Genomic DNA, 23,515 nt, shown 5'->3' with positions numbered 1-23,515 from the left:
CCAGTTGTGTATTGGGTATTCCCAGTTGTATTGATGAATAATTGCTGTTCTCAATTACAGTGATTGGAAATTAATTTAAAATTATGGAAAAGTCACCTATACTGTAGGTGGCTTTTTCGCTACTATCCAAACAGTAATATTTCGAGGTTAAATGTGTGGAAAACTGGCAAGCTATCTTCAGTGTAATCATATTTATTACCGTCATTGTTTTAATAATGATGGAATGGGTACATCTTACTATTGCTGCTTTATTGGGAGCATTATTACTCGTTTTTAGTAACATCATGACTTTGCCAGAAGCTGTTGCTTATATTGGTAAAAGTCATGGAACATTAGGTTTATTTTTCGGTGTAATGGTCTTAGTAAGAGCATTTGAACCGACTAATATTTTTAGTTATATAGCTACACAAATAGTCATTCTTGCTCAAGGAAGTGGCAAGAAATTACTATTAGGTATAGTGGCATTAGTAACACCAATTTGTGCAGTTTTACCTAATGCCACTACAGTGATGTTATTAGCGCCTTTAATTCCGCCAATGGCACAAGAAATAGGAGTCAATTTTGTGCCTTTATTAATTTTGATGGTGTTTGTTGCTAATAGTGCAGGGTTATTAACCTTAGTTGGAGATCCTGCTACTTTTATTGTTGGTGATGCTGTAAATATTAGCTTTCTAGATTATTTATGGAACTTGAGCTTAGGAGGTGTGATTGCTGTTGTCACTGTGATTTGCACACTACCATTTTTATTTAGAAAAATTTGGAATACAAGACTAGATGATTTAGCTGAACTACCACATCCTCAAATCAATCATCCGAGAATTTTAATGGTGGGTGGAGTGATTGTAGGTTTTGTATTGCTATTTTTTGTAATTGGTGAATCTTTACCAATACCTATTTCACCTGCGGCTGTAGCTTTGTTAGGTGCTGCTTTAGCTTTATTGTTATCTCACCATAGTCGCATTGATACTGTTAACAACATATTGCGAGATGTAGATTGGAGTACCTTAATCTTTTTTATGAGTACTTTTGTGCTAATTGGGGGGCTCGATAAAACAGGTGTTCTCAAAGGTTTATCAGGAATATTGGCGATAGTCTTGGGGAAAAATATTCTCCTCGGTTCGCTAGTGTTGTTATTTTTGGTGGGGGTATTATCTAGCGTTATTCCTAATATTCCTCTAGTTGTGGCGATGGTTCCTTTGCTGAAACAATATATCGTCAATGTGGGATTAGCACCAGCAGAAATTTTAGCCTCAGACTATCAAGGACAGTTTCCTCCAGAAGTTTTACCACTATTTTATGCCATGATGTTTGGTGCAACTTTGGGAGGTAATGGTACTCTTGTTGGTGCATCTTCTAATATTGTTGCTGCTGGGATTTCTGAACAGCATGGTAGAAGAATTTCCTTTAAGACTTTTCTGCATTACGGTATTCCTGTGATGTTGCTGCAACTTGTGACTTCAGCGTTGTATATATTGGTGCGTTTTTTACTTTGAGTTGTGCAAATTATAAAATGTCCCAGGGTATGCTCAACTAAATTTGGTATAATGTGGACTTGACAAATGAAATGACAACTAGAATCTAGATAAATTATTAAACAGAAAACGTGGATAAAAAAAGTACAAAACTTGATTAATCCACGTTTATAACTATCTATTTCTCAGTTAGTAATTACCTGCCTAAAAACCGACTAGCTAACTTCATAGCATCAGCAATATCAACGTCTCCATCACCGTCAGCATCTAGGAATTTATTCAGTAATGGATTTCCGCCAGATTGCAAGAAACTCAGCACTAAAGGCACTAATGTAGGTAGTAATTGTTGAATCATTCCCGCATCTAAACCTGTGCGCTGGGCTGCAATCTCTGCAACTTGTTGTTGAATAGTTGGAGAAAATAGCGTATTGACGGCTTGGGAATCTGGAGAAGTACCTGCAAATTGATTCACCAAGTTTTGGACAGCTTCGGTTCCCTCTGTGGCTTGCTTTTCTTGCAAAGAGGAATGCACCTGTTTACCGACTACTGTTAAAATTGATTGGATGCTGGAAGTATCTGCACCAGTAGTATTACTCACCTGCTGAATAGTACTAGCAATTTTTACTAATTGGCCTAAACCACCTTGTTGATTGGAATTAGTAACTGAGCCTAGAATTTGATCAAAAAGTCCCATTCAGTTTTTTCTCCACTTGTGATATTTTACAGATTTCATACTTACATAAAGCAAATTTAGTGGTAATTAAGGTTGATTAAGTGGTAAAGCGATGACAAACTCTGTACCTTGATCTACCTCAGAATTACAACTAATTTTACCTCTATGTTTTTCTACCACAATTTGATAAGTAATTGCTAAACCTAAACCTGTACCAATACCTCGCGGTTTGGTGGTAAAAAAAGTTTCAAATATCTTCTGTTTATTTTCTGGCGTAATTCCTCGACCATTATCTGCAATTCTGACCATTACCCAATCATTATGCAGGCATTCTGTAATAATGGTGATTTCAGGTGAAAATTGTGGGTTGCTATGAGATTTTTCTTCTAACGCATCAATAGCATTACTCAAAAGATTCATAAATACTTGATAGAGTAAACCCATATACCCAGGAATTTGGGGAATCTCTCCATAGGAGCGAATAACGCTAATACTATGTTTGAGACGATTATTTAAAATCAATAATGTACTATCAATACAAGGGTGTAAATCTACTAAGTTAATTGCATCTTCATCTAAACGAGAGAAGTTTTTTAAGCTGCGGACAATTTCTCGCGTGCGTTCAGTTCCAAGTGTCATGGAGTTAAACACTTTCGGCAAATCAGTTTCTAGAAACTCAAAATCAATCTCTTCAGCTACGGCTTGCACTTGAATAGGTGGATTAGGAATTGTATCTTTGTAGGTTTTCAGTAGTACTAATAAATCCTCAATATACCTTTGTGCGTAGACTAAATTACCAGAAATAAAATTGACTGGATTATTGATTTCATGGGCAACACCTGCTAACATTCGCCCTAAACTTGACATTTTTTCACTTTGAATAAGTTTTGTTTGTGCTTCTGATTTTTGGATTTCTAAAAGGTGTTGTACTTGTTGAATGAGTAAGTTTAAGGCGTTAGCTAAAGTGCCAATTTCATCTTTTGTGGTTACAGGTGCTTGTAATTCAAAATCAGCTTCTTGGGTAACTCTGCGAGCGACATCTGTGACTGCATTAATGGGACTAGCAATGATTTTACTAGTATATACAGCGAAGGTAATAGCGATCGCAACTGATAGCGCCATACTCACAATAATAATCTGAGCTTGCAGTCTGGTAGCTTCTCTATAGGCTAAATCAGCTTCTTTTTGGCGATTTTGAACCGTTTCGGCAAATTCTGCTAATTCATGGGCATATTTATAAAATTTCTGTGTAGCCTGACTTTGATTAAATTGCCAGATTAATTGCTGTGCTTTTGATAAATCCTCTGGATTGGAACTCAGCAGGGTAACTTGCTCAATTAACTGTTTGAGGTTTTGAAAATATGCTTTGATGTCGCCATCATACTTTCTGAGCAAATTCTGCAAATCATCTTGGGAGTTGGGTTGACTAAATTTCTCTAACTGGGAAAATAAAATTTCGGCTTCCTGAAGATGAGTCTTTAATTCAGAATTTTTTGAGCGTGAAGCTTGCGGCTGACTTAAAACAGGGATTATTTCCTGCTGATCAATCTGAATTTCCAAAAGTTTTCCTTGCAAACTACTTAACAAGCTTCCTTCCTGATTGGCCAAGAGCATCTTGTCTCCGGCGGCTTGGAAGTAGAGAGCGCCCATCACTAACCCGGCGGTTGTCCCTAAGACTGCAATTCCCAGGGAAAGGGTATATCCACTGACAATTTTTTGTCTAATACTGAGTCGATTAAAGAATTGTCGCAGCCAGTTACAGGAACTTAATTCAGAGATAGACTTCATGGTATAGCCGTTGAACTTTTCGATCAGGTAGATTTTGAGGAAAAATGAAGAATTCAGCAGCCAATCAGAAAATTTTGAATTTTAGATTTTGGGTTGACTCCACGGATAAATCCGGGGGCTTGTACCATCAAGGAATCATTGGTCACGGTGTTAAAGGAACATTTGATACAAACTGGATCTTAGTTTAGCAAAATTTGCTTCTTTGGACTCTGGAGAAAAACACTCAACCTATTAAGATCAGAAGCATCTGTCTATTCAATACCCTTTCATTTTTGCTATTCATGCCTCTGTCGCGCATAGTCACACTCATTGTTGGTCTGATTATCATTTTGGGTTTAGCCCTATGGTTAATTGATTCGCTTACACGGCTATACTGGCAGTTATCCTATTCTCCCCTATTAGGGAATCTGCTGCTGTTGCTGCTGATTCTGCTTCTGGGCGGGTTAGTTGCTGCTTTTGTCTATTATGTACTGGTGCTGCAATCTGGTGAACAGAAATCGCGCCGTAATCGTCAACGAGTTACTCCTAGTCAAATTCCGGCTGCTAAATCTGATGCGGCTTCCACTACTCTTCAAGCTGTGCGTCAACAGGTAGCCCAAATTCAAGATGAGGTGACTCGTCAAGCTTTATTGAGTCGCACTAAGGAAATTGAAACGAATTTAGCACGGGGGGAAATTCAAGTTGTGGTATTTGGGACTGGGAGTGCTGGTAAAACTTCCCTGGTGAATGCGATTATGGGGCGGATAGTAGGTCAAGTCAATGCACCGATGGGGACAACCCAAGTGGGGGAAACCTATTGTTTGCGGTTAAAGGGATTAGAACGGAAAATTTTAATTACTGACACACCGGGAATTTTAGAAGCGGGTGTAGCAGGAACGGAACGGGAACAACTTGCTAGGGCTTTGGCGACGGAAGCGGATTTGTTGTTATTTGTGGTAGATAATGATTTGAGGCGTTCTGAATATGAGCCGCTGAAAGGGTTGGCAGAGATTGGTAAGCGATCGCTCTTGGTTCTCAATAAAACTGATTTATATACAGATGACGATACAGAAGCTATCTTGACAAAGTTGCGCCAGCGGGTACGAGATTTTATTGCTAGTAATGATGTCGTAGCGATCGCAGCTAATCCCCAATCCGCACAATTAGAAACCGGCGAAACCTTCCAGCCAGAAGCAGATATTATCCCCCTATTACGACGCATGGCCGCTGTCTTACGTGCTGAAGGTGAGGATTTAGTGGCAGATAATATTCTCCTCCAATCTCTACGTTTAGGAGAAGAAGCCCGCAAACTGATTGATTCTCAACGCCGTCGTCAAGCTGATAAAATTGTGGAGCGTTTTCAATGGATTGGGGCTGGTGTGGTTTCTGTCACCCCTTTACCAGTTGTAGATTTACTGGCCACAGCCGCAGTTAACGCCCAAATGGTGGTAGAAATTGGCAGAGTTTACGGTTGTGAATTAAATATGGAACGAGGGCGAGAGTTAGCCCTATCTCTGGGAAAAACCATTGCTGGTTTAGGCATCGTCAAGGGCGCAATTGAATTACTCTCGACAGCCCTACAACTCAATGTTGCCACTTTTATGATTGGTAGAGCCATCCAAGGGGTGACAGCAGCTTATCTAACGCGCATTGCAGGTAAAAGCTTTATTGAATATTTTCGCCATGATCAAGATTGGGGTGATGGGGGAATGACGGAAGTTGTACAGCAACAGTTTCAGATCAATCGCCGCGATGAGTTTATCAAAGTTTTTATCCAAGAAGCGATCGCTAAAGTAGTCAAACCCTTAAAAGAAAGCTTTGAAGATCAAGAAGAGAATAGTAGCGAATCTCGTTAATAATAATGTAATTTCTCTGAAACCTATACAAAAAAGCTGAGGAAAAAATCTTCCCTCCGGCCTACTGTCTTCCGCCTTTTTAAGTGAATCTCTATCTTTTGAGATATACCCATCGACAATATTTCGGTTTCAATACAAATACTGTTGGTTAATTTCCTCAACCTATAAATTAGGTTGCAGCGCTTTGCTAGGGATTTAGGACACTTAATCCACTCAACGTTACCCATCACAATGTTTTTTCTCAATGTTAAGAAATATTTCGCCAATAGAGTCAACGACATCGAGAGTCATCGTTTTCAGCCTTTAGATTTACTTATAGAAACAATAGAAAACTATTAATAAAATTCCCAAATGGCTTGACACCTTGATGTATCCAATTAAGTCGGTGGATAAATAGCGATCGCAAACCGCAACCTAAAAATCACACGAGTAATTTACCACTTCTTTATTTTTTGTGAAAACGTAGCCAAACCAACCTTTTTATCCCTCTACAATCTCATTCCTTAAACTCCTAAATCCCTAATACCCCAGACCCCTGATACCCCAGACCCCTGATACCTCAGACCCCCTAAAAACAAAAAATAGTATTTTAAGCTTCATTATCATTACGTAAAAATACTAAATAAAGGAATTGGGTGTCTATGACATTAACGTGAATTTGATGTATTTTATTTCACCTCTGTTCAAACGACCCCAGAAAACAGCAAAAAGCTGTAAAAGCCTATGATGACGTTGTTAATTCATATCTGTCAAGGGTGATATACGTTTATAAACATGGATTTAATCTACTCACCTTAATTTAAAGCTACAAATAATTATTTCTCAGTATTCCGGAAACAGTTAGGAAATTCAGAAGAGGTAGGTAACAACTTATGTAAGGCTCTCTCAGTAAGGAACTTATGAGCAACCAAACCGTCAAGCAACTTCTACAAGGACGTTATCAAATTGTTCAAAGCCTTGGTTCGGGCGTATTTGGACAAACATACATCGCTGAAGATGTAGACTATCCAGAAAGGCCTAGATGCGTAGTTAAGCAGTTGAAAGTCAACGACTACCAATCTAGTGCTTACTTTGACTACCTGAGACTACGTTTTCTCACCGAAACTGAAACCCTCAAGCATTTGGGAAAACATAACCAAATTCCGCAACTTATCACCTTCTTTGAAGAAAATGAGCAGTTTTACTTAGTACAAGAATATATTGCTGGACAGCCTTTGTCTGTGGAATTAAGTCTCAATCAACAGCAGGAAATTAAATGGACTGCAATCGAAGTCATGACATTTCTTGAAGATGCTTTGGGAATTCTCGAATTTGTTCATTCTCAAGGTTTTATTCACTGTGATGTTAAACCAGAAAACTTAATCCGACGCGCTGGTGATCATAAATTAGTGCTAATTGATTTTGGCTCAATTCAGCCAATTGACTTTAGCACTGATGCAGAATTACCCATTTCCCAGATTCCTGTCACTTCATTGGGTTACATACCACCAGAGCAATTTCTGGGTCAAACACAACCCAATAGTGACATTTATGCTTTGGGTATGATTGCTCTCCAAGCTTTAACAGGATTAACACCTCTACAACTAAAAATTGACTCTACTAATAACGACATTCCCTGGCGTTGCGAAGGCACTGAAATTAATGAATATTTAGCTGTTTTTATCAGCCAAATGATTCGCTATAATTACCAAGAACGCTTTCAGTCTGCCAGCGAAGCGCTGTGGATATTGAATCACATAACATGGAAACACCAACCGCAAATAATTGCTCCCACCCAACCTCCAACTTCTTTAAAAAAACCTGTTCAAAAGAAAAAGAGCAAATCAGAACCATTATTAGCAGGAATGCGACTGGGACTAGCACTTAACTCTTTGGTAGTTGGATTAGGCGTATCGGCTCTAGTAAATAATTCACTAGTTTATTCAGAAACAGGAACTTTATCCAAAGCAATAGCAGAATATCAATCAGGGGATTTAGAAAAGGCAATTAATATTGCTAAATCAATTCCTCCCTATAGCAACGTATATCCAGAAGCTCAAGATACAATTGCCGAATGGCAAAAACAATGGCACAGTGAGACAGAAAATTATCTAGCAGCGGAACAAGCTTTAAATGATGGTAAATTATCAGATGCAATACTTAATGTTTCGCAAATTCCATATACTTCATATTGGCGTTCTAAACGAGAAAAACTAGTTGAGCAAACACAAGCTAACCTGGAAGAACAAGCACGCAACTTATTAAACCAAGCTTACGCAAAAGCTGAGAATAGAGAATTTTCCGCTGCTTTAGAATATTTGCGTCAAATTCCTCCCGAAACTTCTGCTGGTACTATAGTTCAACAAAAATTGGCTGAATATAAACAAAAGCAGCAGATAAGAGCAGGCTATTTTTTGCATACAGCTTACAAAAAAGCCTTAATAAATGACTTTGCTAGTGCGATAAAATTACTCGAAAAAGTTCCCCAAGATACTCAAGCTTATCCTCAAGCTCAAATCAAATTACAGGAGTATAATCAAAAGCTAGAAATACGGAAAGAAATTCAAAAAACCCTCAGAACTAACAGAGTTTCTGTCATCAATCAACCTACTATAATTGGACAGATAAACTCAGATACTAAAATTGCATCTTTTCTATCACCAGATGAACCACGAGAAGTCAATATTAGTACTTAATCAATATCAATAATACTTTGCTAACAATTATATGGTTTAAGAATCAACTAGATTTGAGATGATTTATTTATAAATTTGAATTAGGTAGCCGCAGAATCGGTACTATTATAGAGCGAGATTTTTCGGGTTGCAATTGAGTTTGCGCCTGTTTTCTAGCATCTATTGCTTGTTGGTAATCAGGCTTGTATTTAATAGCTTGTTCATAGGATGCGATCGCTTCTTGATATTGTTTTAAATTCAATAATGTATTCCCTCTACTATACCAACTTTCATGATGATTTTTCTGATAACGAACTGCCTTATTATATGATGCTAAGGCATCTGCATATTTTTGTAAATTATATTGTGAATTACCTAAATTGTACCATACCTTATAGTCATTTGATTTCAAGGAAATTGCTTTATTGTAAGACTCAATAGCTTCTGCATAACGTTGACTTTGATGCAATGACCATCCTAAACTATACCATGCTTGATAGTTACGAGGATTGTATTTAATGACTTCTTTAAAAGAATCAATTGCTTCAGAATATCGCCGTAAAGTAATCAAGATATTACCTCTAGAAAACCAAGCTTGATAATAACTGGGCTTGTACTGCACTAATTGACTATATGCTTTTAAAGCATCTTCATAGCGGTTTAGATTGACTAGAGAATTGCCCCAATTATATAAAGCTGCTTCATAGTCTGGTTTTAACTCTACTGCTTTTATATATGCTGTGATTGCATCATCATATTTTTTTAAACCCTGTAGCAAAAATCCTTTTTTATACCAAATCTCATAATTGTCTGGTTGCAATTCAATTGCTTGATCATAAGACTTAATTGCATTATCATATTGTTTTAAATTATTGAAAGCATCACCTTTAGCATTCCAGACGGCTGGGTAGTCTTCTTTGATTTGCAATGCTTTATCAAAAGCAAAAATTGCTTCTGAATAACGCTGTAAATTCGCCAACACAAAACCTCTACCAGTCCAAGCTTCTAAATAATTTGGCTGAAGTTGAATAGTTTTATCATAAGCTATTAGTGATTCTTGATATTTTTGTAATTCAAATAATGCCTTACCTTGACCATACCATGCTTGAAAATAATTTGGTTTAATATTTGCTGCTTTTTCATAAACTGCCAGAGCATCTTCATATCTTTGTAATTGTAAAAGTGTATTACCTTGTTTATATAATTCTGTAGCATTATTAGTATTGATTTTATTTAAAACATATATTGATGCCGTTCCTGCCAAACCCATTAATAATACGCCTAATGTCAATTTGATCAATATACCTTTTTGAAATTTTCGAGGTTTGATATGTTTGATATTATTAAGTGGAGCAGCAGGACTTAAGGCAAGTGTTCCGGAGGATGGTTTAGTTAAACCTTGCAGTGCATTTAATGCTACCGTTGCAGAAGCATAACGTTGACGAAAATCATAACAAACCATTTTATCTAAAAAGTCTGCAAATTCTGATGTGACGGTGGCATGATTTCGCCAAATAATTTCATTACTATCATCATCTTTTTCTAATTGATCCGGTGATAATCCCGTCATAGCTTGAATGGCAATAATTCCCAAAGCATAGATGTCACTACTCAATTTTGGTGTTCCTTGTGCTTGTTCTCCAGGCATATAACCGGGTGTACCAATAGCGACGGTAGATTTTGTTTTACCTGCGGGAATAATTACTTGGGTGGTAATTTCTTTAACCGCACCAAAATCAATTAAAATTAATTTGTGATCTTGTTCTCGTCTCAGGATATTGCGTGGATTAACATCACGGTGAATTACCTTTTGTTGATGCACAAAGTCTAAAATTTCTAAAATCTCTTGTAATAGCGAAATTACTTCATCTTGATTTAGGGTTTTTCCTGGTGCTAACTCTTGACTTAGGTCATGACTAACGATAAATTCCTGAACGAGATAGAATTCTGCATCTTCTTCAAAGTACGCTAGAAGTTGGGGAATGCGATCGTGAGTACCTAATTTGTACAAAACCTGTGCTTCAGTATCAAATAGTCGTCTAGCTATTTCCAGAGTGGCTGCATTAGTTGACTGGGGCTTGAGTTTTTTGACAACACACTGCGGTGAACCCGGCAAATGAGTGTCATAAGCGACATAAGTTTCGCCAAATCCTCCTCCTCCCAGGTGGCTGATAATTTGGTATCTTCCTACAAGTGTGTTTCCTAGCATCTCGGTTGCTGAGTTGAATGCAATATTACCTAATTACATCTTGCCACAGGAGGCTGGGTACTGGGGAAATGGGGAAGAACAATTAAAATTACTAATTACCAATTACCAATTACGAATTATATGATTCCCATTAGTGATAATATCTATAGTTGGAAGAAACCAATTATTACTTATTGGTTAATTGGTATTAATCTGTTTATATTTTGCTGGGAACTGAGTCTAGATATTAATGATAAATTAGGTTATTTTGTCAATAGCTGGGGGATAATTCCAGAGCAAACCCATACAGCATTTACAAATGCAATTTTTTACAATTCAGCAGCTTGGATAGTTGTATTTTGGCGATTGTTTTCTCTACCTTTCTCGCTGTTTTTGCATAGTAGTTTTAGTCAATTGTTGGGAAATCTACTTTTTTTATGGGTGTTTGGTAAAACCTTAGAAAGGATTTTGGGACAACAGAGATATTTATTGCTTTACTTAGTTGCCGGCATTTTTGCTGGGATGATCCAAATTTTCATGGAACCAAAATTAACAGTTCCAGTGATTGGTGCTAATGGTGCGATCGCATCTATTTTAGGAGCTTATATTATGAAGTTTCCTAAAACAAAAATAGATTCAATCTTACCTTTAATTATTGTGTTTATTCCTGTTGAAATACCTGCATTTTTCTATTTATTTTGGTGGTTTGTACAACAGTTATTTTACGGAATTGGTAGTTTAAATATTCCTGGGGGTGTAAATAATCTTGGTTATTGGGGACAATTTGCAGGATTAGTAACGGGTGCGGCTTTTATGCGAATGGTGGAACGACGCTGAAATAATTATCGGTGCAAAATGAATGAAATATTCATTCTGATGCCAATACAGTATAGTAGGTAAAAATCCGAAAAATCAAAGGGGTAATTAAATGAATAAAGGCGATCGCATTGGCATGATCAAAACCCTTAAAAAAAGGACGTTGATTTTTATTTATATAACCGCCCTCATTTCTTTTCCTACCCTTGGACTTTGGATTTTAGGTTTTCCAGGTATGAAAAATGAATATGCCAGAGGTTGGTCTTTAGGATTGAAAACCCTTTATCATTACCTGGTAGGCTGTGGTATCATCTTAGCTATCTATGTTGTCATTGCCAGAGGTTCCCAAAAATTTCATGTTTTGGAGCGCTTCAACATAATTGTTTTGGGTATTTTTTGGATATTCTTTAGTTATTCTGTATTTAACATTTACAGAGCGTTGCAAATAATGGGTATAGTTCCGTAAGTATTCGGTCGTCAGCTTTCACTACTGAAATACAACTTTCTGAGAACTAGATTAAAAGGATATGACTATACTCAAGTAGGAGCTTATTTTGTCACTATTTGTACTGACTCTGTTTCTACACGCCAAATTAATCGGATTAATCAGATTAAAGGAAATGTGATTTGGCAACGTAATTATCATGAACATATTATTCGTAATGAGGAAGCATTAAATAATATTCGTCAATACATTGTCAAAAATCCAATAAATTGGACAGAAGACAAGAAAAACCCCGTAAATGCTTATTAGCGATCGCTTTATTTATTGAATTTTTAATTAAAAAAACCTCCCAGATGGGAGGTACAAAAGTAGAGGAGACAATTTATAACCTACAAACGCACTACAGCACTTGCACCTCCAAAAGCTGCTGCGATACCTGAAACAACCGCTGTGGCAAATAACCACCAAGCAGCATTAGCTGCCGCTTTGCGCGTTTCCTCGGCTTGGCGCTGTGCTTGGTGTTTCACCTGTTCTAGGCGATGTTGGGCTTCGTGCTGTAGGCGTTCGGCTCGTTGTAATACATTATTCCGGGTGCGTTCAACTTGGTCAATAATTCTGTTAACATCTGCCTCTGAGATATCCTCGCGGGAACTCAAAATTGCCACTAAGGTATCCCGGTTGAAAGATGAAAGGCGATCGCGCAAAGCATCAAATCCAGCTTGAGGATCATCAAACAATTGGCGGATATCATGCTTAATTCCATCATAATTAAGCTCCGGGCGATCTAGAGAATTGAGATAATTACGAATAGTGGCAAAAACGCCCTCAATCACATCTTGGATACGTCTTTGAACTCCCCGTACCTGTTCTACAAATTGGTCGCGCACGAGGACGATATTATCGGCAATTCTGGCTGCTTCTTGATCAGTCATGTCTTCCCGAATTTTCAGCAAAGCAATAATGGTTTCCCTGTCGAAATGTGAAAGGCGATCGCTCAAACTTTCCATTCCCACTCGTGGATCATGCAACAATAAATGCAGATCCCGCTTGATCCCTTCCGGGTTCAATTCTTCCTTCCCAGTCAGCCGTAAATAGTCTTGCAGATAAGCTTGGAAAGTGTGTACTCGTTGCTGTGTCCTGATTGCAAGACGACGCGGCGCACGAACAATATTACTAATTGATGTCTGCATAGCATCAATCACCTGATTAACTTGTTCCTCACTCAAGTCTTGACGTTGACTCAACAATTGCACCAAAGTATCTCTGTCAATATGTGATAAACGACGACGCAGGGCAACCACACCCTCCCTAGGATGTTCAAACAATCTCGTCAAATCTTGCTGAATTCCTTCAGGATTCAATTCATCCTTACCAGTATTTCGCAAGTAATCTGCAATAGTGGTGGTAACAGTGTCATATTGTTCCTTCGCTTTGTGTGCCACAATTTGCGGTGTATGACGGATGCTATGCCATGATTCCTCAACTGCATTAATAGTTTGCGTAACTTGTTCCTCAGTTAAATCTTGGCGCTGACTTAACAATTGCACCAAAGTATCTCTATCAAAGCGAGATAACCGAGAACCAATTGCCGCAATTCCTGCTTGGGGGTCGTCTAACAGTCTTTTGAGGTCGGTGCGGATAGCATCAGGATTTAATTGCTCCTTACCTGTATTACGCAGATATGACTCGACATTTAGCCAGAGAGTTTCTGCTTCATGTTTTGCTTGTTCCAGCAGTCCTAAAGATTCTACCAAAACGCGATCGCGCTGCATTTCCAATTCATCCAAAATCGGATCTAATTCCCGTTCTTGAATATCATTGCGTGCTAAAAGAATTTCCCCCATTTGTTCCCGTTGCACTTGTGCCAGTCGTCGGGATAAAGTTTCATAATCTACCTCTGAATCTACAAACAGCGGTTTAAATTTTTCCTCAATCCTTTCTGGTGTCAACTCTGCTTTCGGAGTCACCAACAGATAACTTTCTACCCGTCGTTGCAAATCTTGGACAATTTCTCTTTCTTCCTGGGCTGTTACTGTTACTAGCACATTATCCCGCACAGCTACCAATTGGTCAGCAATGTGACTAATTTGTGTTTGCGTCAACAGTCCCCGCTGTTGGAGAATATTCACAAAATCCTGGCGAGATATTTTCTCTAATTCCCTACGTATCGAACCAGCGTCAGCAACTGGGTCATAGATCACATCCCGAAATTCTTGAGCAATTCTTTCCTGACTTAATTGCCAAGCATAGGTGTTACTTAAGTAGTTTTCAATATCAGCACGAATTGGACTGTAAGGTTGTTCTGTAACTTGTTTTATGACTTTTTGTTTAGCAGTACCAAAGGAGAGCAAAATTTTCTCCACATCCAAATCTGATAAATCTGCCCTCCCCAAAACTACCCCAGTCAATGCTGATATTGCCTGTTGCACCATTCCTGGCTTTTGTTCTGCTGCTTTGGAGGTATGAATTTCGGCAATTAGCTGGTCAACTTTGGTATTGAGTTCATCTGTTTTGGCTTGTCCAGGGGGAAGGGATTTGAGATAGTCCACCAACTCACCTAAGCGATCTGTGCTTGGTGCTTGCTTACTGACCACTTGCTGCCAAATTTTGTATAAAGAGTCAGCAAGGCGGTTAACCTCCCGTTTAGATAAATCAGTCCGACTGCTAACCAAATCAACAAACTGCTGACGGTCAATGTTGCGGAGGTCTGGACTATGAGCGATCGCTTTAAACTGCGGTTCGTTGAGTAATCTTTCAAATTCACCCCGAATCTTAGATATATCAATTTCTGGGGGACGTAGCCTTTCTATGTAATCTTCTATATTCTCACGAATACTGCCTGGATCGAAACCAGAGGCAGGCAATGCGATCGCACTCTCAAATTCACGACGCACAGCAGATGCAGCCGCTCCAGCCGTTGCTACCACTTGCTGATTCACAGCTTTAGCCCCCAGCGCCGCCGTAGCCGTTCCCATAATCGCCTGAAATCCAGAGGTAGCAGTATTCACCACTGAGCCAATTAAAGAACCGACAGTAGTAGTACTCACCCATACTAGTAATAAAAAGTATGCCCCCCAAATAACTAATCCTAAAATTGCTCCTAAACTCGGATCTAAAATCAACAAACTCAATTTCACAGCCAAGAAACAAGCAATTAATAAAGCTAGTGTAACTGTAACTAATGTCCAAATCCCCAAGCCCGTACCGATTTTACGAATTGTGCCACCAAAACTTTCAATTTCTTCTGATTCTGATGGATGCCCCAAATAGGAAATACCAGCAGCAACCGAAAGATTTGTGAAAACTAATTGGAAAGCAAACGCCAAAATCACCCCAGAGATTAAAGCCACAAAAAAGCGCGGTCCAGAAGTGAGAACCGATGCCTGTGCTGGGGAGACGTTAGCGGGGTTTACAGGTATTTGTGCCATCCACCATAAATGTTTGTACAGTTCCTGCATGATTTGTATTTCCTGCCTATAATTCAACTTGAAAAATTCAATATTTCGTTAGTATTTGTGTCTAAACACAACTCCTCTAGCTTTCAGAATCCGGGAAAATAGGCTATCTTGGCATCCATCTAAGGGTTGAAAACCTGATACAACTTTAGAGATAATTTGAGTCTTTTTTTATTGTAAATTTATGTTGAAAATATGGTTTTCATGAATAGAAAACTTGCTATTTTTAGTCATAGATTTTGAACTTTTGCTGAACATAAATTATGGTTTAATTACCTTGCTTTACGTTTATTTATAATTAATAGTTTTGTCAACCTCTCAAGGTGGATTTGTTTGCCTTACCAGGTTTATAATTATCTTCCACAAGTAGTGCCTCTAGTTTGTATCTATAGGCATAAAGAAACTTTGTGTGTCAAAGCTACATTAAAGTAAAGCAACCAAATTGTTTTGGATAAAAGATTCAAAACCTCAAATTCGCTTAATTTTGGAGATTTCAAATGGAAACTCGCTCTTCTACCGATATACCACCTGTTGCTAAAGCCTATAACGGTGTAGACCGTAACGCTTTTATTTTCGGCTGGAATCCCCAAGCTGAATTGTGGAATGGACGCTTGGCCATGATTGGATTTCTGGCCTACCTAGTTTGGGATTTAGTCGGCTATAGCGTTCTTCGTGACGTGCTGCACATCATGAGATATTAACCCAATTTGCTAATCATGTAGTCGAGGTTAGCAATGGTTAATTAGCAATTGGCATAATTCCTGATTAAACTCATCATCTTCCTGTTACCTGCAACCTTTAGCAAAATCCCCTTTTCCAATCAAGAACAGGAAAAGGGGGGATTTTTTATTTATGCTTGATACAAGGGATGAGACGAATCTCATGTAGAGTCAAGAAAACAAGAAATGAGAACCCGAAATTTATGGTATAAAATCTGCATTTAGAACGTCACCCAAAGAGAAAGGTGACTCTTCGGGAAATAATTCACCAGGAAGTTGATATTTTCTGATAGTATCATTTCTAGCATCTGTATAACAGTCTAGAAATACCTCATTTAAAACAGACAATCAATAAATATCAGCGATCGCTCCTCCACATTCCAAACAGCGAACTGACAAAAGCCCTCCGGGCATCCAAGAAACAGCGCTGGCGCTATCGCTCCTGACTCTACGTCAAAAATGCCTTAGCGTTCGCGAAGCGTGTGTCTTGCACTGAGCGCACCGTTCGCACAGCGTGCCGTAGGCCTAGATATCGCTGTTTACTCAACATCAGAAATGTACTTTGTTTAAAAAGTAGTTTAATATTGATAGTTAGAAATATACAGAATTATTATGGATGCATTAATTGCAGAACATCGCATCTTACTCATCCCCAAAAGCAATTTTCAGTAGTGAAACCGGCAGGCGAGAATTCTGATTTTATCGTCTAGGACTTCATAAACCAGACGATGTTCTTGATCGATCCGCCGTGACCAGCAGCCAGAGAGATCGTGTTTTAGTGCTTCAGGTTGTCCTGTGCCTTCAAATGGATTACGTTGTACTTCACGAATTAGTTTGATGATTTTTAACGCTTTTTTACGATCACTTTCGATCCACCAAGCTAAGTCCTCAAAAGCATCTGCATCAAATTCCAAGTTTCTCACAGGCTGCTTCCAAAGAAATTCCATCTTGACGTTTTCTAGCCGTAAGTAATCTCGCTTTCATGGCTGGACTGCTCAACAAATAAGCAGTTTCTCTCTCAGCCATTATTTCTTGCCAAAGGGCAATAGGAACAACTACGGAAACTGTTTGCCCTTCTGAATCACAGATGTATTGTAATGAGTTAGTCATAGTAGCCAATATAACTTACTAGATTGCTAATAATTATAACCGCAAAAGTTTTTATGAGCTATTTGCGATCGCACATCCCCAAACAGCGATCGCTCTCTATCATCCCCAAAATAGCGAACTGACAAGTCAGCGCTTGCGCTATCACACACCCTCATTTCCACCAAATGCGATCGCTCTCCCATGATCCCAAAAAGCGATCGCATTCCCACATCCTAAAAGGCGATCGCATCCTAATTATCCCCTTGTTCTCAAACAAGCGATCGCTCTCCCCACATCCCCAAAAAATTGTACTTCCATATCCATACCTTAGCCAAAATATAGCGTTTCCCAATCTAATGAAGTACAAAATCATCTGTGTTTATCTGCGTCCATCTGCGGTTAATTCTTTCTTCATGTACCTCACTTGAATGGGAATTGCTATAAGAGCCTTGATGATTTTTGGCTAAGGTATTGATCCACCTGAAGTAGTACCTACTCGCAGATTGTAAGTTAAGCCATTTTGTGGAGTTTGAGAGTCAGTGGATTTATTCCAAGAGAGAATTACAGAATTACCATTTACGGAAGCATTGAGATTTATAAGTGTCGTGAGAGATGTATTTCAAGTTGTAGTATTATTTCGGTAGATTTTTGTGACCGCAGAAGCACCACTACCGGCACCTGTAGTTAGAATATCAATATCACCGTCATTGTCATAATCACCCCATGCAGCAACACCATAATAGCCTCCAAGAGATGCTCCAATATCAGTAAAGCTACCACTATCATTCCGATAGACCTTAGTAACACCACCTAATGAAAAGTTATAACCACTCAAAAGAATATCAAGATCGCCATCATTGTCATAATCACCCCATTCTATAGAGCCTCCGTTGACACCAATGATGTTTGAGTTAATGTCGCTAAAATTACCTCCTCCATTGTTGCGATAAACTTTAGTAATCAAAGTGCTATTAGCATTTCTTCCTGATATAGCGATGTCCAGATCGCCGTCATTATCGTAGTCTCCCCAAGCCGCATCACTACGTTCAAGGTTCATTAAATAGGCATTGATATCACTAAAACCACTTATACCATTATTACGATAAATTTTTGTTATTGGAGAGAAACCACCAGTTAAAAGAATATCAAGATCGCCATCGTTATCAAAATCTCCCCATTTAGCAGTTCCTAAGTCAGCACCTTGTATAGATGCGCTTGTATCGGTAAAACTACCATTTCCATCATTACGATAAATTTTAGAAATACTACCAGAACCAGCAGTTGCTCCCATCAGCAAAATATCTAAATCCCCGTCATTATCATAGTCTCCCCATTCGCCTGAAGAACCAAACCAAACGCCTGTTAATTGTATATTAGTATCAACAAACTGATTGTTGCCATTGTTCCGATATATCTTTGCAATGATTATATTGTCAGAGGTTTTTCCGGTTAGGAGAATATCAATATCTCCATCATTATCATAGTCTCCCCATTTAGTAGAACCGCTCGTTACACCCAGTAAAGGTGATGCAATATCGGTGAAAATACCATTTCCATCATTACGGTAAATTTTAGAAATATTAGTATAGCTAGAGTCGCCAGTCCAACCTGTCAAAACAATATCAAGATCGCCATCATTGTCATAATCCCCCCAATCTACTGAACTACTAAAAACCCCTGATAAGGCAATCCCAGTATCTGTAAAAGGTGTTGTTGCTGTGTCATTATCAGCAATAGTAACTGTACTACTGTTAGCAGAACCAATTGTGTAGTTAGAACTAGAAGCTAAGGTTAAAACAAGGGTTTCATTACCTTCAACTAACGAATCATCAATAGGGTTAATATTAACTGTAGCTGTGGAAAAATTAGCCGCAAAGGTAACACTGTTGGTAATATTGTTGTAGTCAGTATCGTTGGTTGCTGTACCAGAAATTGTGTAATTAACTGTTAAAGCTGAGGATAAATTACCTGTACGAGTCAAAGTAAATTGACCAGGATTTGCAGTTTGTCCACTTGTAGTTTCTGCTGCATTTGCATCTGTAGCACTAATGGTAATAGTTGGTTTACCCAAGAGAATATTTAAAGCACTACTACCATAGTAATTTTTGATAGTAATCGAGCCATTACTTCCCAACTCTAAAATTAAGTCGCTTCCGTTCTGTGTTTGAGTTACAGAAGTGTAAGCCGATAAATCTAAGGTATCTTGACTACTTGCATTGTAAATAACATCATTACCTGTGTAGCGTTGAGGATTATATCCAGTAAATGTGTTAGCTAAATTGTTAGCATAAATCGTGTCATTACTGGTAGAGTTAACTAAATTTTCAATGCCAACATTAAAAGCGATCGCACTACCATAGGTTGTCGTATAATATTGATTGCCATTAGCAGTATATGAAGTTGCATTATAAGCACTATTTGTAGTTATAATACCTCCTTCATTCATATCAAAACGATAACCTGAAGTATTAGTCACTAAGTTAGTAAAGTCTAAAGTATCAACTCCACCGCTATCCCAAATAGTTTGTTTAGTTAAAAATGCGGTGTTAAGAGATGTTTGACCATTGACAGAAAAATTATCTATTCCACTGCTAAACTGATAGATTGTATTACTTGTATTATAACTTTTTACTCCATATAAATATTGTAATGCCTTAATATCGTAAGGCATAAAAGTTCCTGCGGAATTGCCAGTGAAGTTATAAGTCATCACTGTATTAGTTGTATTATCTTGATTAGCAGGTAAAGTAGGACTATTTTCAAAAGGATGTTCTAATCCTAATGCGTGTCCAATTTCATGAATTAATGCCATATAACCATGATTACCCCCAGGATTTTGGAATCCATTAGGATCACTACCTACAAAATCATATTGTGGGTTTAAATGTACATCACCAGCTACACTAGATAAATTATCTGTAAAAGGATAGTAAGCATAAGCATAGTTAGGGTTATTTGATAACATGAAACGTAAGCGACCGTAATTTGTAGATGTTTCTGTTACCTCTTGGAAATTAACATTAATAATGTTAGACATCCAATTTAAAATATCGCGTACATTACTTTTTGTGCCTTCACTAACTTCTTTTACTCCTGTTTCTTGTCCATAATAAATACCATTAAAAACGGAATCTTCATAAAAACTATAAGTGATGGTATTATTACCCCATGTAAAACCCCACTTGGAACTAGAAAGAATTCCATCAATTTGAGGATCACCAGATAAAGAAACACCAATTGCATTAGCACCTGTAGGATTATTACTGGAAGGAGACTCATCAAATGAAATATAATCATTATCAACAATCTTGACAGTAGCAGTTTTCGCAGTTCCCAGATTATAATTTGTACTACTGCTGAGATTAACTATAACTGTTTCATCACCTTCAACCGCAGTATCATCAATCGGAGCAACATTAATTATGGCAGTAGAAGAACCCGCCGCAAATGTAACCGTTCCACTCAAGTTATTGTAATCTGCGCCATTACTTGCAGTACCCGCCACAGAGTAATTAACCGTTAAAGATGAAGCAGTACTGCCTGTACGAGTGAGGGTAAATCTACCAGAGTTTGCAGTTTGTCCAGCTAACGTTTCAGCCGCATTTGCATCACTAGCATTAATAGAAATTGTCGGCTTCTCATTGCTTGCAATATCATTATCAGCAATGGTTACTGTGGCAGTTGTTTCAGTTCCTAGAGTGTAATTTATATTATTTGCCAAAGTGACGATAACTGTTTCATTACCCTCATATACAGCATCATCTTTGACATTTACATCAATTATCGCTGTAGCTGAACCAGTCGCAAAAGTTACACTCTTCGTTAATGTGTTGTAATCTGTACCATTAGTTGCCGTACCCGCCACTGTATAATTAACAGTTAAAGCAGCAGTTTTATTTCCTGTGCGCGTCAGAGTAAATTTACCAGGATTTGCAGTTTGTCCAATTATTGTTTCAGCCGCATTTGCATCACTAGCAATGATAGTAATTGTTGGTTTATCGTTATCTATTAAGTTAACTGTGGCAGTTTTATCAGTTCCTAACCAATAATTGGCGTTATTTGCCAAAGTGACGATAACTGTTTCATTACCCTCGTATACAGCATCATCAATGGGAGTGACATCAATTAACGCCGTAGCTGAACCAGCGGCAAAAGTCACATTTTTAGTTAATGTGTTGTAATCTATACCATTAGCTGCTGTACCTGCAACTGCATAATTGACAGTTAAAGCAGCAGTTTTATTCCCTGTGCGTGTCAGAGTAAATTTACCAGGATTTGCAGTTTGTCCAGCTACTGTTTCTGCTGCATTTGCATCACTGGCTTTAATAGTAATTGTCGGTTTATCGTTATCTATTAGGTTAACAGTAGCAGTTTTCGCTGTTCCTAAAGTGTAATTTATATTATTTGCCAAAGTGACGATAACTGTTTCATTACCCTCGTATACAGCATCATCAATGGGAGTAACATCAATTATCGCTGTAGCTGAACCAGCTTCAAAAGTCACACTCTTGGTTAATGTATCGTAATCTATATTATTGGTTGCAGTACCCGTAACGGTATAATTAACCGTGGGAGATGAACTTAAATCTCCTGTGCGTGTGAGAGTAAATCTACCAGGATTTGTGGTTTGTCCTGTTACAGTTTCTGCCGCACTTGCATCAGTAGCTTTGATAGTAATTGTTGGTTTGTCGTTATCTACTAGGTTAACTGTAGCGGTTGTTGCTGCTCCTAAAGTGTAATTAGGACTACTGCTTAATGTAACTACGACTGTTTCTTGGGCTTCCAAAAGAGGATCATTAATTACAGTTACATCAATCATGGCTGTAGATGAACCAGATGCAAAGGTGGCAGTACCATTCAATTGATTATAATCCGTCCCATTAGTTGCAGTACCTGTAACGGTATAATTAACTGTAGGAGATGAACTTAAATCCCCTGTGCGTGTAAGAGTAAATTTACCAGGATTTGCGGTTTGTCCAGTTACAGTTTCTGCCGCACTTGCATCAGTAGCTTTGATAGTAATTGTCGGTTTGTCGTTATCAGCAATGTTAACTGTAGCTATTGTGGCTGTTCCTAGTAGATAATTTGCATTACTAGCTAATGTAACTATTACTGTTTCTTGTGCTTCCAAGACAGCATCATTAATCACAGCCAAGTCAATTGTGGTTGTAGATAAACCAGCCCCAAAGGTAACAATACCAGTCAATTGATTGTAGTCTGTACCATTAGTTGCAGTTCCATTAACAGTATAATTAACTGCTAAAACTGGAGTGATATCCCCTGTGCGTTTGAGGGTAAATTTACCAGGGTTTGCAGTTTGTCCCGCTACCGTTTCAGCCGCAGTTACATCACTAGCGGTAATTGTAATTGTAGGTAGAGTTGCTTGCTCAACTGTTAAAAGTTGACCATCAACAAAAATGGTGCTTGAATCGTCTTCAGTTTTAATCTCTGCAATCTGATCTGCGTTAAGCTGTTTACCTGTAACGACTGCTGCAAATAATTGTCCCTCATCACCGGGGGTGTCTGCTACGTTTATTTGTTTGTCTAGGAAATGTCCAACTTCTTCTATGACTATATCTTTAATTAGTTCAATGCTACCACTGCTAAGTAATTTTTCGGAAAGATAAATTTTATTGGTTTCTCCAGCAAAAGCGCCTAATGTCTTTGTGGGAAATACAGATGCGTCTAGCACTTCTATCTGTGGCAATAGACTAAAGTTACCCACTAACCAATCAGAAGTAATTTCATTTAATTTCCCAGCATTGAGATTATCTCCAAAAATCGAGTGCATCTGTGACTGAAAATCAGGAGACTGTGCAAACTGCTGTAGGGTGGGGTAGATATCTTGTTGCAGGATGTTAGTAGTAGAACTTTGCCAGCCAAAAATATGATCCCATAATAGCGTTTCAGGTACTATGTTAGACCAGTCTTGTACTGCCTCAATTGTGGTTGATAGCAATGGATTAAGACTAAGGTGAGTTACCTCAAGGGGATTGGCAACTTTACCAATACCATCCAAAAAAGCGGTTTTTGCCAGTCCAGAAACAGGATGGGAGACATCCTGATTGCCTTGTAGTATTAGCTCATCCATTGCGATTTATACCTTGTAACTATTGAGCAGTCTATTTGCTATCTTCTAGGTTTTGTATAATTAAGTCTATGGTATTATTACTTAATTTGACACAAAGTTTTAATGAAGCATAGGTATTGTCTTAATGGTGTTAAATCACTATGCGATGCAAATGAAAATGGTTTAATTGAAAAATGGTAGTAACGTAAGTTGCTAGTTAGGGAAACTGTCAGATATGGCTAACGCCAAGCTACGCTAACAGGATTTCCAGGATTTAAGGATGAACAGGATGAAGTCTGGGATTTGATCAC

General features: G+C 38.2%; 16 protein-coding genes. 7 read left to right on the top strand and 9 right to left on the bottom strand.

Translation table 11 applies throughout. The features are described from left to right. Positions 1-155: 155 nt before the first annotated feature. A complete protein-coding gene (locus tag ACSQ6I_RS20145; RefSeq protein WP_438892067.1) occupies positions 156-1,493 on the top strand; it encodes an SLC13 family permease in 1,338 nt (445 codons plus the stop codon). A gap of 175 nt (positions 1,494-1,668) precedes the next feature. On the opposite strand, the gene ACSQ6I_RS20140 is transcribed toward ACSQ6I_RS20145, so the two are convergent. Beyond that, complete coding sequence (locus tag ACSQ6I_RS20140) at positions 1,669-2,166, bottom strand: DUF937 domain-containing protein (RefSeq protein ID WP_438892066.1); 498 nt, start codon at positions 2,164-2,166, stop codon at positions 1,669-1,671. A 66-nt stretch (positions 2,167-2,232) separates the two neighbouring features. Then, a complete protein-coding gene (locus ACSQ6I_RS20135) occupies positions 2,233-3,933 on the bottom strand; it encodes an ATP-binding protein (protein ID WP_438892065.1) in 1,701 nt (566 codons plus the stop codon). Positions 3,934-4,214: 281 nt separating this feature from the next. Here ACSQ6I_RS20135 and ACSQ6I_RS20130 point away from each other — a divergent pair, with 281 nt between their 5' ends. After that, positions 4,215-5,768, top strand: a complete 1,554-nt coding sequence (locus tag ACSQ6I_RS20130) for a YcjF family protein (RefSeq protein WP_438892064.1) — start codon at positions 4,215-4,217, stop codon at positions 5,766-5,768. Positions 5,769-6,667: 899 nt separating this feature from the next. After that, entirely contained in the window at positions 6,668-8,443 is a 1,776-nt protein-coding gene (locus tag ACSQ6I_RS20125) for a serine/threonine protein kinase (protein ID WP_438892063.1), read from the top strand. Positions 8,444-8,510: 67 nt separating this feature from the next. Here ACSQ6I_RS20125 and ACSQ6I_RS20120 read toward each other — a convergent pair whose 3' ends face one another. After that, on the bottom strand, positions 8,511-10,631 hold the full coding sequence (locus tag ACSQ6I_RS20120; RefSeq protein WP_438892062.1) for a tetratricopeptide repeat protein: 2,121 nt from the start codon (positions 10,629-10,631) through the stop codon (positions 8,511-8,513). Positions 10,632-10,751: 120 nt separating this feature from the next. On the opposite strand from ACSQ6I_RS20120, the gene ACSQ6I_RS20115 reads away from it, so the two are divergent. From ACSQ6I_RS20115 to ACSQ6I_RS20105, 3 genes are all read left to right on the top strand, one after another. Beyond that, positions 10,752-11,447 carry a rhomboid family intramembrane serine protease gene (locus ACSQ6I_RS20115; protein WP_438892061.1) on the top strand — a complete coding sequence of 232 codons (696 nt, stop codon included), beginning with the start codon at positions 10,752-10,754 and terminating at the stop codon, positions 11,445-11,447. A gap of 91 nt (positions 11,448-11,538) precedes the next feature. After that, positions 11,539-11,892 (top strand): hypothetical protein, encoded by a 354-nt coding sequence (locus ACSQ6I_RS20110; RefSeq protein ID WP_438892060.1) that lies wholly within the window; start codon positions 11,539-11,541, stop codon positions 11,890-11,892. Positions 11,893-12,048: 156 nt separating this feature from the next. Beyond that, positions 12,049-12,180, top strand: a complete 132-nt coding sequence (locus tag ACSQ6I_RS20105) for a hypothetical protein (RefSeq protein WP_438892059.1) — start codon at positions 12,049-12,051, stop codon at positions 12,178-12,180. A gap of 80 nt (positions 12,181-12,260) precedes the next feature. On the opposite strand, the gene ACSQ6I_RS20100 is transcribed toward ACSQ6I_RS20105, so the two are convergent. Next, the gene (locus ACSQ6I_RS20100; protein ID WP_438892058.1) at positions 12,261-15,329 is read right to left on the bottom strand and encodes an MFS transporter; all 3,069 of its coding nucleotides are present in this window, start codon (positions 15,327-15,329) and stop codon (positions 12,261-12,263) included. A 494-nt stretch (positions 15,330-15,823) separates the two neighbouring features. Between ACSQ6I_RS20100 and ACSQ6I_RS20095 the strand changes: the two genes are divergently transcribed. After that, positions 15,824-16,027, top strand: a complete 204-nt coding sequence (locus tag ACSQ6I_RS20095) for a chlorophyll a/b-binding protein (RefSeq protein WP_438892057.1) — start codon at positions 15,824-15,826, stop codon at positions 16,025-16,027. 219 nt (positions 16,028-16,246) lie between these two features. On the opposite strand, the gene ACSQ6I_RS20090 is transcribed toward ACSQ6I_RS20095, so the two are convergent. From ACSQ6I_RS20090 to ACSQ6I_RS20070, 5 genes are all read right to left on the bottom strand, one after another. Further along, positions 16,247-16,393 (bottom strand): DUF29 family protein, encoded by a 147-nt coding sequence (locus ACSQ6I_RS20090; RefSeq protein ID WP_438892056.1) that lies wholly within the window; start codon positions 16,391-16,393, stop codon positions 16,247-16,249. A 317-nt stretch (positions 16,394-16,710) separates the two neighbouring features. Continuing rightward, complete coding sequence (locus ACSQ6I_RS20085) at positions 16,711-16,968, bottom strand: Txe/YoeB family addiction module toxin (protein WP_353931056.1); 258 nt, start codon at positions 16,966-16,968, stop codon at positions 16,711-16,713. After that, positions 16,949-17,155, bottom strand: a complete 207-nt coding sequence (locus ACSQ6I_RS20080) for a prevent-host-death protein (protein ID WP_438892055.1) — start codon at positions 17,153-17,155, stop codon at positions 16,949-16,951. The genes ACSQ6I_RS20085 and ACSQ6I_RS20080 overlap by 20 nt, the downstream gene beginning before the upstream one ends. Positions 17,156-17,181: 26 nt before the next feature. Continuing rightward, the gene (locus ACSQ6I_RS20075) at positions 17,182-17,358 is read right to left on the bottom strand and encodes a hypothetical protein (protein WP_438892054.1); all 177 of its coding nucleotides are present in this window, start codon (positions 17,356-17,358) and stop codon (positions 17,182-17,184) included. A 395-nt stretch (positions 17,359-17,753) separates the two neighbouring features. Continuing rightward, complete coding sequence (locus tag ACSQ6I_RS20070; RefSeq protein ID WP_438892053.1) at positions 17,754-23,225, bottom strand: Calx-beta domain-containing protein; 5,472 nt, start codon at positions 23,223-23,225, stop codon at positions 17,754-17,756. Positions 23,226-23,515 lie beyond the last annotated feature (290 nt).

It is taken from the genome of Anabaena sp. WFMT (genome assembly GCF_051781005.1).
Classification (GTDB): Bacteria; Cyanobacteriota; Cyanobacteriia; order Cyanobacteriales; family Nostocaceae; genus Anabaena.
Note: the sequence above shows the minus strand (reverse complement) of the source record. Positions and strands in the feature narration are given on the sequence as shown.